This window comes from Pontibacillus sp. ALD_SL1, from assembly GCF_017355605.1.
Genome location: NZ_CP062974.1, coordinates 2,361,690 through 2,374,134 on the forward strand (window position 1 = coordinate 2,361,690; position 12,445 = coordinate 2,374,134).

General features: G+C 39.1%; 17 protein-coding genes and 1 pseudogene. 9 read left to right on the forward strand and 9 right to left on the reverse strand.

Annotation, left to right across the window (positions count from 1 at the left end):
* Positions 1 to 64: 64 nt before the first annotated feature.
* Positions 65 to 1,489, reverse strand: coding sequence for an aldehyde dehydrogenase family protein (locus IMZ31_RS12000; protein WP_207527604.1), 1,425 nt, complete (start codon positions 1,487 to 1,489; stop codon positions 65 to 67).
* Positions 1,490 to 1,660: 171 nt separating this feature from the next.
* Between IMZ31_RS12000 and IMZ31_RS12005 the strand changes: the two genes are divergently transcribed.
* Positions 1,661 to 2,383, forward strand: coding sequence for a 3-ketoacyl-ACP reductase (locus tag IMZ31_RS12005; protein WP_207527605.1), 723 nt, complete (start codon positions 1,661 to 1,663; stop codon positions 2,381 to 2,383).
* Positions 2,384 to 2,478: 95 nt separating this feature from the next.
* On the forward strand, positions 2,479 to 3,165 hold the full coding sequence (locus IMZ31_RS12010; RefSeq protein WP_207527606.1) for a VOC family protein: 687 nt from the start codon (positions 2,479 to 2,481) through the stop codon (positions 3,163 to 3,165).
* Positions 3,166 to 3,495: 330 nt separating this feature from the next.
* Here the strand turns inward: IMZ31_RS12010 and IMZ31_RS12015 are convergent, their stop codons facing one another.
* Complete coding sequence (locus IMZ31_RS12015; protein ID WP_207527607.1) at positions 3,496 to 3,720, reverse strand: hypothetical protein; 225 nt, start codon at positions 3,718 to 3,720, stop codon at positions 3,496 to 3,498.
* 324 nt (positions 3,721 to 4,044) lie between these two features.
* Between IMZ31_RS12015 and IMZ31_RS12020 the strand changes: the two genes are divergently transcribed.
* Positions 4,045 to 4,740: a class I SAM-dependent methyltransferase gene (locus IMZ31_RS12020; RefSeq protein ID WP_207527608.1), complete on the forward strand. Its 696-nt coding sequence runs from the start codon at positions 4,045 to 4,047 to the stop codon at positions 4,738 to 4,740.
* Positions 4,741 to 4,856: 116 nt separating this feature from the next.
* Here IMZ31_RS12020 and IMZ31_RS12025 read toward each other — a convergent pair whose 3' ends face one another.
* Complete coding sequence (locus IMZ31_RS12025; RefSeq protein ID WP_207527609.1) at positions 4,857 to 5,699, reverse strand: DUF2268 domain-containing putative Zn-dependent protease; 843 nt, start codon at positions 5,697 to 5,699, stop codon at positions 4,857 to 4,859.
* Positions 5,700 to 5,835: 136 nt separating this feature from the next.
* On the opposite strand from IMZ31_RS12025, the gene IMZ31_RS12030 reads away from it, so the two are divergent.
* From IMZ31_RS12030 to IMZ31_RS12045, 4 genes and pseudogenes are all read left to right on the forward strand, one after another.
* Positions 5,836 to 6,081, forward strand: a complete 246-nt coding sequence (locus IMZ31_RS12030) for a hypothetical protein (RefSeq protein ID WP_188655772.1) — start codon at positions 5,836 to 5,838, stop codon at positions 6,079 to 6,081.
* Positions 6,082 to 6,273: 192 nt separating this feature from the next.
* Positions 6,274 to 6,345 (forward strand): annotated as a pseudogene (locus IMZ31_RS24760) (YjcZ family sporulation protein); the annotation flags it as partial.
* A gap of 127 nt (positions 6,346 to 6,472) precedes the next feature.
* Positions 6,473 to 6,574, forward strand: coding sequence for a YjcZ family sporulation protein (locus IMZ31_RS12040; protein WP_084599434.1), 102 nt, complete (start codon positions 6,473 to 6,475; stop codon positions 6,572 to 6,574).
* Positions 6,575 to 6,635: 61 nt separating this feature from the next.
* A complete protein-coding gene (locus IMZ31_RS12045) occupies positions 6,636 to 6,899 on the forward strand; it encodes a phospholipase (protein ID WP_207527610.1) in 264 nt (87 codons plus the stop codon).
* Between the two features lie 6 nt (positions 6,900 to 6,905).
* On the opposite strand, the gene IMZ31_RS12050 is transcribed toward IMZ31_RS12045, so the two are convergent.
* Complete coding sequence (locus IMZ31_RS12050; RefSeq protein ID WP_207527611.1) at positions 6,906 to 7,553, reverse strand: HAD hydrolase-like protein; 648 nt, start codon at positions 7,551 to 7,553, stop codon at positions 6,906 to 6,908.
* Positions 7,554 to 7,601: 48 nt separating this feature from the next.
* Entirely contained in the window at positions 7,602 to 8,258 is a 657-nt protein-coding gene (locus IMZ31_RS12055; protein WP_207527612.1) for a hypothetical protein, read from the reverse strand.
* A gap of 118 nt (positions 8,259 to 8,376) precedes the next feature.
* Here IMZ31_RS12055 and IMZ31_RS12060 point away from each other — a divergent pair, with 118 nt between their 5' ends.
* The gene (locus IMZ31_RS12060) at positions 8,377 to 8,730 is read left to right on the forward strand and encodes a VOC family protein (protein ID WP_207527613.1); all 354 of its coding nucleotides are present in this window, start codon (positions 8,377 to 8,379) and stop codon (positions 8,728 to 8,730) included.
* A gap of 191 nt (positions 8,731 to 8,921) precedes the next feature.
* Here IMZ31_RS12060 and IMZ31_RS12065 read toward each other — a convergent pair whose 3' ends face one another.
* From IMZ31_RS12065 to IMZ31_RS12080, 4 genes are all read right to left on the reverse strand, one after another.
* Positions 8,922 to 9,353, reverse strand: coding sequence for a DMT family transporter (locus tag IMZ31_RS12065; protein WP_207527614.1), 432 nt, complete (start codon positions 9,351 to 9,353; stop codon positions 8,922 to 8,924).
* 14 nt (positions 9,354 to 9,367) lie between these two features.
* Positions 9,368 to 10,066, reverse strand: a complete 699-nt coding sequence (locus tag IMZ31_RS12070; RefSeq protein ID WP_207527615.1) for a Crp/Fnr family transcriptional regulator — start codon at positions 10,064 to 10,066, stop codon at positions 9,368 to 9,370.
* Positions 10,067 to 10,077: 11 nt separating this feature from the next.
* On the reverse strand, positions 10,078 to 10,503 hold the full coding sequence (locus tag IMZ31_RS12075) for a DMT family transporter (RefSeq protein ID WP_207527616.1): 426 nt from the start codon (positions 10,501 to 10,503) through the stop codon (positions 10,078 to 10,080).
* A gap of 218 nt (positions 10,504 to 10,721) precedes the next feature.
* Positions 10,722 to 11,375, reverse strand: coding sequence for a reverse transcriptase-like protein (locus tag IMZ31_RS12080; protein WP_207527617.1), 654 nt, complete (start codon positions 11,373 to 11,375; stop codon positions 10,722 to 10,724).
* Between the two features lie 286 nt (positions 11,376 to 11,661).
* Between IMZ31_RS12080 and IMZ31_RS12085 the strand changes: the two genes are divergently transcribed.
* Positions 11,662 to 12,405 carry an SDR family NAD(P)-dependent oxidoreductase gene (locus tag IMZ31_RS12085; RefSeq protein ID WP_207527618.1) on the forward strand — a complete coding sequence of 248 codons (744 nt, stop codon included), beginning with the start codon at positions 11,662 to 11,664 and terminating at the stop codon, positions 12,403 to 12,405.
* Positions 12,406 to 12,445: the final 40 nt, after the last annotated feature.

The window sequence follows — 12,445 nt, forward strand, 5'->3', positions numbered from 1 at the left end:
CCATCCAAAAAGAAGAGCTACTCTCCCCTTCTAGGAGAATAGCTCTTACTTACTCAATTACCAATTAAGACGGGAACCCAAGAATCGCTTTTTTCTCAAGGTATTCTTCAATTCCATAATCGCCCCACTCACGACCAATACCTGATTGCTTATACCCGCCAAACGGTGCATTGAAATCATGAGAGGCATCATTTACCTTGATGCGTCCAGCACGGATTGACGTTGCAACTTTCTTAAGTGTTTCTGTATCTTTACCGTATACATAGCCAGCTAGTCCATAAACAACGTCATTCCCAATTTCAATCGCATGATCAATCGTGTCATACGTAATAATACTCATAACTGGTCCAAAGATCTCCTCTTGTGCAATGACCATATCATTAGATACATCAGTGAAGATCGTTGGTTTAGCGTAATACCCTTTATCTAAACCTTCTGGAAGACCTGTACCACCAGCAATTAGATTTGCACCTTCATCAATTCCTTTTTCAATATAGGATTGAACCGTATCCCATTGTTTCTTCGATACGAGCGGTCCAATGTAATTACGTTCTCTTGGGTGCCCTACAGGAAATTCAGGCAGTACATCTAGAACGGCTTGTTCAAATTCTTCTTTCTTAGAAGCTGGGACAAGCATTCTAGTAGCCGCAGAACAAACTTGACCTGTGTTCGTTGCGATATGACTTACGGCATTTCGTGCAGCATCTTTCATATCTGCATCTTCAAGAACAATCAATGGAGATTTACCACCTAGTTCAAGAGCAACGTTTTTAATCGTTTCAGATGCATTTTGCATTACTTTCGTTCCAACTCCAGCTGAACCTGTAAACGATACAAAGTCAATATCAGGGTGTGAGCTAATGCCATCACCAATCGTTTCGCCTGTACCGTTAACTAGGTTGAATGCACCTTTAGGCACGCCTACTTCATCAAAGATCTCTGCTAACATAATGGCAGCAAATGGCGTCATCTCAGAAGGTTTTAATACAACTGGGCTACCGGCTGCAAATGCGCTGGCAATTTTTGTTGAAGCTTGGTTTGTTGGGAAGTTCCATGGTGTGATTAACCCACTTACCCCAACAGATTCTTTAACTACCGTATGGTTACCGCGATGTTCCATAAATTCAATATTTTTAAGAGATTCAGCCGCTTGAGCAAAATGATTATAACCCATGCTATAGTGTACCTTCTCCGAAATCTTAAGTGGTGCACCTAACTCATCTGTCATAACATCAATAAATTCATCTTTGCGTCGTGCATATGCTTCGGCTATGTTCTCAAGCATTTCAATACGTTCTTCTTTAGAAGTTTGAGAGAAACTTGGAAAAGCATCGCGAGCTGCTTGAACAGCTTTATTAAGGTCTTCCTTCGTTCCTAAACTAATTTGACCCATTGGTTCTTCCGTTGCAGGGTTAATAACGTTATATGTGTCATTACCAGTTGATTCAACCCATTCACCGTTAATGTAATGTTTTAAGTTCGTACGCATATTCAAATTCTCCTTTATAAAAAAATTGTATTTGTAAAAAGTTGTATAGTTTTGCTTACGTAGTCATGTATTACCGCTTATGCTCTAAATGAAACATCTCGAATCTAAAGCAGTTTTTTTGAGGTTGTTTCCGATTGCGCTTACACTATTGATATAGAAAGGATGATTAAATTGGCACAAGAAGTTAAAGGAAAAGTTGCTTACATTACAGGGGCAGGTAGTGGTATTGGTCGAGCCACAGCGATTCAATTTGCTAAAGAAGGCATTCACCTTGGACTTATAGCAAGAACAGAAAGTAAATTGAAGGAAGTTAGAGACATAGTTACTTCATATGGGGTGAAAGCTAGCTATGCTAGAGCAGATATTGCTAGCCTTGATCAAGTAGAAGAAGCCGTGGAGCTATTAAAGGAACAAGTTGGGCCAGCCGATATTTTAGTGAATAACGCTGCGATAGGATTAAATGGATCGTTCCTAGAGTTAGAACCAGATGAATGGAAGCGCACGTTTGAAGTAAACGTTTTCGGTACCTATCATGTTACAAGAACGGTTCTCCCACATATGATGGATAAGAACCAGGGAGACATTGTAAACATTTCTTCAAGCAACGGTTTAAAAGGAACAGCCGGCTCTACTTCCTATAGCGCATCGAAGTTTGCTATCCAGGGTATGACTGAAGCCCTTATGCAAGAAGTTCGCCGCCAAAACATTCGAGTCTTTACGTTAAACCCAAGTCTCGTCGCCACTGAACTAGCCTTTGGTGACAAGCTTGAGGAACAAGACAAAGAAAAATACATGCAACCTGAAGACATTGCTGAATACATGGTTAGCCAGTTAAAGCTGCACCCTCGCATCTTTATAAAACAATCCCTGCAATGGGCAACAAATCCGTTTTAATAGTAGAACATGCATGCGAGAGGCTCTGGGGTCATCTGTTTGTAACTCCTTACCGAAGGGTACATAAGGTATAAATTGTCTAAGGAGGCGTCCTAATGGATTTCGATCATTTAGTTGTTTTAGCAAAATCTCCTGAGAAATCTCAACAGGATATGAAAGGTAAGCATGGTATTCGAGGAGAAAAAGGTGGGGAACACAAACAATGGGGCACATACAACCATTTAGCGTTCTTTGAGAATGGTGCTTACATAGAATGGATTGGAATTACAGATTATGATACAGCATCAGATTCCGATAATCCATTAATCAAACAAACTGTCCAAGCACACGACAAGGATGTTGAAGGACCTTTTACATTTGCACTCAGAACATCACAAATGGATCAACTTATTGAGCATTGGGAAACCGAAAACCTTGACTATCAAGGACCTTTCGAAGGAAACAGAACAACTCCAGATGGACGCCAATTGAGCTGGCGTATGTTGTTCCCAAATGCCGAGAGCTCTTCCCCCCTTCCTTTTATCATTGAATGGAAAGGTGAACAGAATAAGCCTAGTAACCCTGAAGATCTAAACTCATTACCATTTGAAACGATTCACGTTGGTGTGGAGGATCTAGAAGCTGCTCTTCACCAATGGACTTTATTCTATCAGTTAGGTGAACCTAATCATTCACACGACTTAGCCGGAAACCCCGCCTACGAATGGAAGTTAGGAAATGGAACACTCTCATTATCAGAGGGGAACGGGGTAAACGCGAAATTCGGAAGTATAAACCTTTAATATATGTAAAAAACAGCCTATTGTTTAGGATAAGTAATTCAGTTTTAGAGTACAAAAAGCGAAAATGTATTATAAAATGAGCGTTGAATTGCGTAGCAATTTGATGCTCATTTTCAATGTTAAATTAATGTTCACATGTGTTTTTAGTAGTTTTCACCCATGCAAGTGCAACCCGTTATGCAGCCCTACAATAACTATTGAAGACCTGCACATTCAGGACAAAACTAATGCAATTTCAACAACAAAAAATAGAGCAAATTCCTTATAGGGGAATGCTCATTCTTCTTCAACAATCGCATTTATTAATGATGTATGATATCTCCTGTGCATTTATTTACTTCGGACTTTAACTCTACGTTCCACGATAAATCCAACTAGTAAGCCGATAACAATAGGAAGTATTGCAATATCCGCTTCAAAAAAGAACCCATTTTCTAGTGGTTCGTTTAGTACGAATGAAAACCTAAAAAGAGATACATTAAATATATTTCCAATCCAGTATATTAGAGCCATTGCCCCAAGTGATGATAATAAAGGAAGCCATATTTTTCTCATATAATACCTCTTTTCAATACTTTTTATTGAATAAACCTGCTCCGTTTGTTTAAGTACAATGGTTCACAAACTCCACATTCATTTTAACATAAAATGCCAAAAACTTTCCGAATTAAACAATTGCATAAGCAATACACATGCAATTAACCCTATGCATTTCGCCTGCAATCTCAAATAAAAAAAGTGGGTTCGATTATGAATACAATTTGGAATGTTGTACTCGAAAACTGAACTACTCAATTTTAGGAGGATGGTTTTTTTCTTTTCACAAAGCATGACTGAGCACATAGTTTAATAGGAAAACGAAGAAACAGGAGAATTGCGATGACAAACCATTATTTAGATTTATTAGCTCACTTCGGAATAGGTGGAGCTCATCCAGGAGGATTTGAACTTAGTAAGCAAGTTTTTCAACACGAACATTTAGAAGAGGACATTCATGTTTTAGACATTGGTTGTGGAACTGGACAATCGTCCGAATACCTTCGACAAACATATGGATGTGAAGTCACCGGAATTGATAACCACCCGCTTATGATTCAAAAAGCCAATGAGCGAAAAACGGATGCCACATTTTTAGAAGGAGATGTAGAACATCTCCCTTTTACAGACCATAGTTTTCAATTTGTCTTCACAGAATCCACTCTGAGTTTCACAACTATACCACGAGCCCTCAAAGAGATTAATCGCGTCCTTACACCTGGTGGTACGGCTCTATTCTTGGAAATGACCGCCGAGCATTCTCTTTCTGATCCATTAAAAAAGCAGATCAAGGACCTCTATCATATTCATGACATTTATGTGGAATCACAATGGAAGGAAGAAATAGAAGCTGCCGGTTTTTCAAACATTGAGTGTCTAGATATTCCATCGAATTTAAAAGAGAGCCCTCTTTCCGATATGAAAATGAGTCCCGTCATTCCAGAATCTTTATATGAGCTCTGGGATCTGCACGTAGAACTTGTTGAAACCTGCAAGGAACATTTAGGATTCCGCATTTACCGTTGCTGTAAATCTTAAACTTATAAAAGCAAGCACTTTTTTATATAACGAGATAATGCGATAATTCCCCTCTTTATTGGAGTGGAGTTATTGCAATTGTTCTTTTTACAAGTTGAACCTTCACCCATAAAGTATCAACTACGGGGTGTGACAAATGTAGACTCTGTAATAATTTCTTCAGTCGAGACATAGAACAAGTCTTCCATTTTTTGAAGCCCCTTTTTCCTGCAAAATGCATTTACAAGATGATAGGCTGCATTGTATCCCATCCACTTTGGCGGTCTTCCGAATTTATTTCCATACATCAATTTCATATTTTGCTCATGGTCTTTGGAATCTAAAACAGGGACAAGGTATTTGTGCCAATATGGCTTAATTTCATTTTCCTTAAAAACTGACGTCCAGGGTGCCATAAATTCTTCTCCATAAATTCGTTTCACAGCTTGCTCTGCAGTCCCTTCTAATACAAGCAACTCATCAAAACGAAGATTTTCTTCAGATAGCCCTTGTACAGTCATACGACACACATGGTGATACTCATGTGCCAATATGGCTTTGAGTTCATTTTCACTATGAGTAGCTGAAAGGAATAGAAAAATGGCCCCTTTAATAGCCAATCCATTCCTGTTCTTTTCCTGTCTTTTATCATAACCACGTGTTATTGGGAACACATAGATCGGGATTTCAGGCCCTTTCCATTGCTTCTTTAGGTTCTGATATTCTCCTTCAATTGTCTTCCAGATTTCTTTTTCCTTCATTGATTCTAACAACGTTTTAATCTTTCGCCATTCACCAGGTTGAAATAAGCCATTTTGTTGCATGTGATATAGAACTTCTTCGGGAGTTGAAGAAGGGAAATGCTTACTGATTGGCTCACCAATCTTCTTCAGTTGAGAATCGTAAAAATCAGAAGTTCGCTTCTCTTCACACTCTTTCACTAACTCTTTGATCCACTTATCCGTCTGAATCACGCTCATATAGCTCCCCCTTTTTTCACTTGGTTATTAACCTAATCTAGGGATTCTGGCCAAAATGTCTAGTCCATTCAAGCCCCTCTCGCATACGTTATGACTACATACTGATATGTATATCAGGAAAGAAAGGAGGATATGTATGTCTCATCACATGTATGATCGTTGTTGCCGTTATAAAGGCAGAGTAGTCCGCTTAGAATCAAGAGGTAGAGTTCATGTTGGAGAAGTCACACGAGTTACAAGAAGTCATGTGTGGATTCGACCTACTGGTGGTCCAAGAGGATTAGGATGGGGATATTACGGATTCGGGTATGGAGGCTTTGGAGTGCCATTTGCACTTGGCGCCATTACAGGTATTGCGTTAGCAGGTGCCTTCTTGTGGTAACCGTTTTAGGTTAAGATCCATTTGCAAGATATTTTCATCAGATTAGGGATGCACCTACACACCTTTTCCCTAATTCCATATGATGAGATAGTGTAAGGTCCACAGTGTGGATTTATACGACATCTAGTAAAGAAAGGAGAGGTTTGTATGTCATACGGTTGTGGTTATGGCGGTGGCTATGGCGGCGGATACGGCAGCAGCTTCGTATTAATCGTTGTATTGTTCATCTTGCTTATTATTGTTGGAGCTTCTTTCGTTTACTAATTTTCCTTACACCTGACCTCAATTCCAGGTCAGGTTTTATTTTTATAAGAATGACTTTGGCCCTAACAAATTAAAGGCCACCCACATATAGTAAAAAGGTACCTTACTGCAGAAAGGAGTTGAGAATATGTCTGGAGGATACGGCGGAGGTTTCGCGTTAATCGTTGTGTTATTTATCTTGCTTATCATTGTTGGAGCAGGAGCGTTTAGCGGAGGATACGGATACTAATATAAAACCGAGAACCTCCTTTCCTGCGGGTTCTCGGTATTAAAAATTGGAGGTGGCCACGATGCCATTAAAAATCTGTTTATTTCCTGGCTATAAATACTGTGGCCCAGGATGCAAAGGACCAGGTACACCAGTAAACGCTGTAGACGCTGCTTGTAAAGCTCACGATGAATGCTACGAGCGCTTTGGCCCTAGTTGTGAGTGTGATCAACAGTTCATCAAACGTCTTGATGCTTTACAAAACCCGTATACACAAGAAGGACGACACGCGAGAGCTATGTACAACTATATGAAGTTTCAGACCTTATTTACATGTAAATGGTGAGGCGAATTAAGTTGTTAACTCCAATACACTCCTTAAATCTTCAATAACAACATCCGCTTCTTCTAACTCATCTTCTTGAGAGAAATCAAACTGACACCCTACAGCTAATAGGTTATTAGCCTTTGCTGCGCGAATATCAGACCCACGATCTCCTACCACCAAGCCCTTGGAAATCTTATTCTCATCCATAACCTTAGTTACTAAGTCGCTTTTATCCCCCGACTTTATAGCTTGAATGCTATAAATACCGGAGACCCAGTCCTTTAAAGTGAATTGAGTTGCAATCGTATGTAAGTATTCTTCTTCACCATTACTAGCAATAAACACTGAGAAAGAACGATCTTTAAGCTCTTTCAACACCTTAATGGTATAAGGGTACAAATCTCCCATACCTTTACGTATATTTTCTATTAAACTCTTTTGAAACCATTCATTAGCACGGTTACGCTCAATAGTCGTGTGATTAGGAAGGAGCGTTTCCCAAACAATAGGAAGGGAGACTCCCATAATCGAACGATATTGTCCCAAAGGTGTTTCACCTTCCCACAAATCCGCTTCACGCAACCGACTAAACGTGTCCTCTAAAGATGGTTCTAGAATAAGATCAGTCTGAAACAGCGTTCCATCCATATCAAAAATTACAGCTTGGCTCATAAAGATCCTCCTTAAATCGACTCTCCTAATTAGATAAAGGGAAATTTCTTAGCTACCCACTTGAACCTTAACATTCACCGGATTTACAAGTGTAAATGTTATCTCCTGGTACATTTCAAAACCAGGTTCATAATTGGCGTGAAACATTTTGGAACCGTCTTGTTCCTCTAACAGCTCCTGAAGGCTATCATAGTTTTCAGTAGGAAAATTAAACGATACTGGCAGCTCTTCTGTTAGTTTTTTAGCTTGTGATACTCTGATAAGCCTACTTACCCCTTCTTCCCCTTTTATTCGGACAGATTTCGTATACGTGTAGGTTTTAGAATGGTCTTTCTTCCACCCCTCTTCTTCAACAATACGCACTCCTTCCCCAGGTTCTACTTTAAATTCAATTGGTTCCGCTTCCCATTTGTCTTTTGTTTCATGTATTCGAAACGTCATTTTAGGTATAATCGTCACTCCTGTTGGTTCCCCTCCATAGAGGACTTGCTTTTCACCTTCATGCGCTTCAAGCAAATAAGATACTACTCCGTCCTCTGACCATTCGTTATAAGTTCTCAGAAGGTCTTTTTCATTCAATGGGGATTGTGTAGGTTCGTTAAACACTTTCTCTGAAGTGTCGATTTTCTTTTGTTGAGGTTCCATAACAAAGATGATAAAGAGGATGAATAATGTAAGTGTGGTGGTAACTGATATTCTTTTCATACGGAACTCTCCATTCAATAGGGTTTGTTTACATATTTTACCATAATATTCTAAAAAGTTCTTCCTCCCTCATCCATTTTCTTGTAAAATATAGTCAACTCTTGTTGGAGGTGGAACGATGAATTCTCCCATCCTTAATGAAATCGGAACGGTCTTTATCCCTGTAAAAAACATAGAAGAATCACGTGATTGGTATTGTGAGATTTTGGGGCTCGATGCTGGTGGTGAAATAGCATTCGGTCACTTGTATATATTACCTATGAAGAGCACCGGTATTGTATTAGACAGCAAAATTTATTCTGATGAAAAAGTTTATAAGATGGCCCCTTTCCATTTAAATACAACCGATATTCAGGAAGCCTATTCTTATATGAAAGAAAAGAAAGTCACTCTCACATCAGAAATTCAACACGATCAGTACTTCACCTTTCAAGATCCTAATGGTAATCATTTAATGGTTTGTCAGTGTTAATTTTTCGTCCATACTAGGTGTTTACTTTTAACTACCTCTCTATATAGACGAAAATAGTATTCCAAAAGTTTCAATGAATCTATTTTTTCCCACAAAAAGAGCTTGCCCTATAGGGCAAGCTCTTTTTGAAAGTTCAAATGATAAGCATGGATTCTCATGGATTCTCGTCTTGTTTTTTACATTTTATTACATTAATCCTTCATCTTAAAAACTAAGATCCCAATAACCATAACAAGTAAACCAGCTAATTTCGTAATACTAAAAGGGATCACTTCACTGCCAAATAACCCAAACGTATCAATAATAAGCGCCAATAATAACTGGGCTACTAAAACAATTGAAACCGCATATGCAGGTCCAAGGGCTCTAATCCCTCTCATTATGCTATAAACAATCCCAACTCCAAAGAGCCCACCCGTCATATACAATAGGTTCACCTTTTCTAAATGGAAAAGGGAACCCTCGCCAACAAGCAAGAAGACAGGAATGGCAACGGCAAGACCAACAACGAACACTAACGTTGTCGTAGCCCATAATCCGAAACGTTCACTTACCCTCGAATTAAATACAGTTTGCAGACTAATAAATACGCCTGCGATTACGGATAGAATGATTCCTTGCATACGCTCTCCTCCTGTCACTCGTATATATTGCCATGAGCACGCTCATGTAATAAGTCGTGATCTTTTATGTATATACGCTTACTTTTCTTTTCAATAATACCTTCCTCACACATCTGTTTAATCACACGGTTTAAATGCCTATAACTTGTACCAATTAGGTCAGCTATATCCTTTAAGTTTGTTGTCTTCATTTCTTGATAGAATAATGTACTCTTTTCAGTTGTAGCAGTCGAAAGGAAATAGCTAGCCAAACGGGTTTCAACAGAATTTAAGTGATTTAGAGTTGATGCATTGGACTCTATATAAAACTTATGTGTTACTTCTTCTAGAAGAAATTGAAGAAATGGTGGATGGTCATAAGCTAATCGGGTGATATCTTCATAAGATATTCCCAACAATGCTCCTTCAGTTACCGCTTCTACAGTATTGAAAACAAGGTTCTTCTTTATGTATTCGACATCCCCTATAATGTCTAGTGGATTTTTAAATCGTAATAACCTGGAATTCCCCTCGGATGAAACCGTATAAATCTTTAGTTTTCCCTTTACAAGAAAATACATCTGAGAAAGTTGCTCACCCTCAGTACAAATCGTTTCACCCTTCTCAAATTGGTATAAACGAATTCTTTCTTGGAGGGCTTCTGGAAATGTGTGCTGAAGTTCATGCTGGTCTAGGAAACCGTGAATTGTCTGACGGTCCATCACTTGTCTCATTCAAGCACCTCCTATAACTTAAAAATAATAATACCTAAGATCATAATGGCAATACCAGCCACTCGGTTCACACTAAAATGAATTTTAGATACTCCAAACAATCCTTTTGTATCTATCAAAAACGCAAACATTAGTTGCGATACCAACAAGAGTGATACTGCGAAACTTGCCCCTAGCAATGAAATACCCATCAATTCACCAAAAACGATTAAAACGCCGAACGCTCCTCCTAATAAGTAAATTGGCTGTACTTCTTTAATTTGTTTCACATGACCATCTCTTGCGAATAAAAATATCGTTCCTGAGAGTAATAATCCAACTATATGAACAATTACAGTCGTATGCCAAACCCCAATCGTTTCTCCAAGACGTGCGTTAAATACACCTTGAATCGTTATAAAGAGTCCAGCTATTAAAGAGAAGAAGATCCCTTGCACATCAATAACCTCCAAGCGTAGTTTTTACCTCTCTTATTAAAGTACAACTACGCTTGCCCCCAAAAGGACATATGTCCTAAAAACACCTAAAAAATATATCACAGCAACTCATTACCGTGATAAAACGTGCCAGACACCGAGTAGTGCTTTAAAGTATAAAAGGAGGATGGGTATTGTTTAGCTCTGTTTCATGCTAAGTGGTACCTCCCCCCTTATTTTTACGTTTCGATCGTACTTGATATTTCCACACCTTTCAAAGCTTGTGTAGCAAGGCGGTCTGACTCTTGGTTTTTCTTACGAGAGACAGTTTCATACTCTGGCTTTAGATGTAAGCTTTGTAATTTCTCTTCAATCCGATCTGCCCATCTTGATAACGTATCTTCATAGCATGGCCATTCATCAAGGAGCTGATGGATGACTACTTTAGAATCTCCTATAATTTGAATGGGCATATGATGGACTCCTAAAGCCTCAACTTCTTGTAAACCTAAATGGAGTGCCGCGTATTCCGCTTCATTATTCGATTCTAACTCTTCAACACGAGCATTTTTCCTTAAGCGATACGCCTTACCATTCTGTTCATAGTACACCACACAACCAAGTCCTGATGTTTTCGATTGAAGGTCAAACCCTCCATCAAAGTAAACTGTAATATTGTGAGGTTCTGTTTCGTATTCCTTCATATATTCTTTTAGTTTCTTCATGTCCCATTCTTGTTCATAGGTATCAATAAACTTCATCGATTTAACACGGCCTGTTCGTTCAAAATCTTCAGCAATTAAAAGCGCATGAGCTCCTTGTATCATTTCTGAAGAAAATGTTGCTTCTGCTCCTGTTGGAGTTTTATAAACGAATTCTATATGTACTTTCATACTAACTCCCCCTCTATCCTTAATGGGTGAATACAGTTTCATTGATCGTTAGGTGTATCATACCCGTAACCTAACCTTGTGTATTCTTGGTCTCTAAACATGGGCTTACATTTATACGTTTATACCCTTTGGAATTTCCCTTCAATCTCATTGGAAAGCTAACAAGGTCATAACCATTGCTTAGTTTTTAAATCGACTCCATACGAACCGTGCAGTTTTTGTTGGAGGTCTCACTGTTTGAATTATATAATAATCATTAATGCTACAGAAAAAAGGAGACCAACGAATGGCTAATATAAAAGGACAAGTTATCATCATTACAGGAGCCAACAGAGGACAAGGAAAAGCGATCGCAGAACACCTCGCCTCACTTGAAGCAAACGTTATCGTAGGAGCCAGGAACTTAGAAGACGCACAAACAACCGCAACAAACATTGGCAAATTAGCTTATCCCGTTGAGCTAAACGTTACCTCAGAAGACCAGTGGCACTCAGTAGTTCAAGATGTAGTTAGGAAATTCGGACGGATCGATGGCCTTGTGAATAATGCAGGTGTCCTCATACGAAAGCCTTTCACAGAAATGACAATGAATGACTATCAACAGATGATTCAAGTTAATCAATTAGGTGTGTTCCTTGGCATGCAAGCCGTCATTCCACAAATGAAAAAGCAACAGGAGGGCTCAATTGTAAACAATGTATCGATCTCTTCCTTTGCTCCCATTCGTAAATCATCTGCCTATGCTGCAACGAAAGCAGCTGTAGTGGCGATGTCAAAATCTGCGGCAATTGAATTAGGACCAGAAGGAATTCGCGTCAATATGGTCCACCCAGGAGGTATTGATACGGATATGGCAACCGGTGGACAAGGGGTACCTAGTTTTTATGAATCCGTTCCACTTGGTAGAATTGGACAACCCGTTGAAATAGCAAAGGCTGTTGCCTTTCTAGTTTCTGAAGAGAGCTCTTACTGTACCGGTACAGAGATAGTGGTCGATGGCGGAATGACTTTAGGTACGTCTGATCAATAAACGTATCCCAATCGGCAGTTTATCGACATCAAGCCACCGC

Excerpts from the sequence above, each read along its gene's own strand:
- IMZ31_RS12000 (WP_207527604.1), bottom strand. The coding sequence starts at position 1,489 with ATGCGTACGAACTTAAAACATTACATTAACGGTGAATGGGTTGAATCA.
- IMZ31_RS12010 (WP_207527606.1), top strand. The coding sequence starts at position 2,479 with ATGGATTTCGATCATTTAGTTGTTTTAGCAAAATCTCCTGAGAAATCT.
- IMZ31_RS12015 (WP_207527607.1), bottom strand. The coding sequence starts at position 3,720 with ATGAGAAAAATATGGCTTCCTTTATTATCATCACTTGGGGCAATGGCT.
- IMZ31_RS12020 (WP_207527608.1), top strand. The coding sequence starts at position 4,045 with ATGACAAACCATTATTTAGATTTATTAGCTCACTTCGGAATAGGTGGA.
- IMZ31_RS12025 (WP_207527609.1), bottom strand. The coding sequence starts at position 5,699 with ATGAGCGTGATTCAGACGGATAAGTGGATCAAAGAGTTAGTGAAAGAG.
- IMZ31_RS12030 (WP_188655772.1), top strand. The coding sequence starts at position 5,836 with ATGTCTCATCACATGTATGATCGTTGTTGCCGTTATAAAGGCAGAGTA.
- IMZ31_RS12040 (WP_084599434.1), top strand. The coding sequence starts at position 6,473 with ATGTCTGGAGGATACGGCGGAGGTTTCGCGTTAATCGTTGTGTTATTT.
- IMZ31_RS12045 (WP_207527610.1), top strand. The coding sequence starts at position 6,636 with ATGCCATTAAAAATCTGTTTATTTCCTGGCTATAAATACTGTGGCCCA.
- IMZ31_RS12050 (WP_207527611.1), bottom strand. The coding sequence starts at position 7,553 with ATGAGCCAAGCTGTAATTTTTGATATGGATGGAACGCTGTTTCAGACT.
- IMZ31_RS12055 (WP_207527612.1), bottom strand. The coding sequence starts at position 8,258 with ATGAAAAGAATATCAGTTACCACCACACTTACATTATTCATCCTCTTT.
- IMZ31_RS12060 (WP_207527613.1), top strand. The coding sequence starts at position 8,377 with ATGAATTCTCCCATCCTTAATGAAATCGGAACGGTCTTTATCCCTGTA.
- IMZ31_RS12065 (WP_207527614.1), bottom strand. The coding sequence starts at position 9,353 with ATGCAAGGAATCATTCTATCCGTAATCGCAGGCGTATTTATTAGTCTG.
- IMZ31_RS12070 (WP_207527615.1), bottom strand. The coding sequence starts at position 10,066 with ATGAGACAAGTGATGGACCGTCAGACAATTCACGGTTTCCTAGACCAG.
- IMZ31_RS12080 (WP_207527617.1), bottom strand. The coding sequence starts at position 11,375 with ATGAAAGTACATATAGAATTCGTTTATAAAACTCCAACAGGAGCAGAA.
- IMZ31_RS12085 (WP_207527618.1), top strand. The coding sequence starts at position 11,662 with ATGGCTAATATAAAAGGACAAGTTATCATCATTACAGGAGCCAACAGA.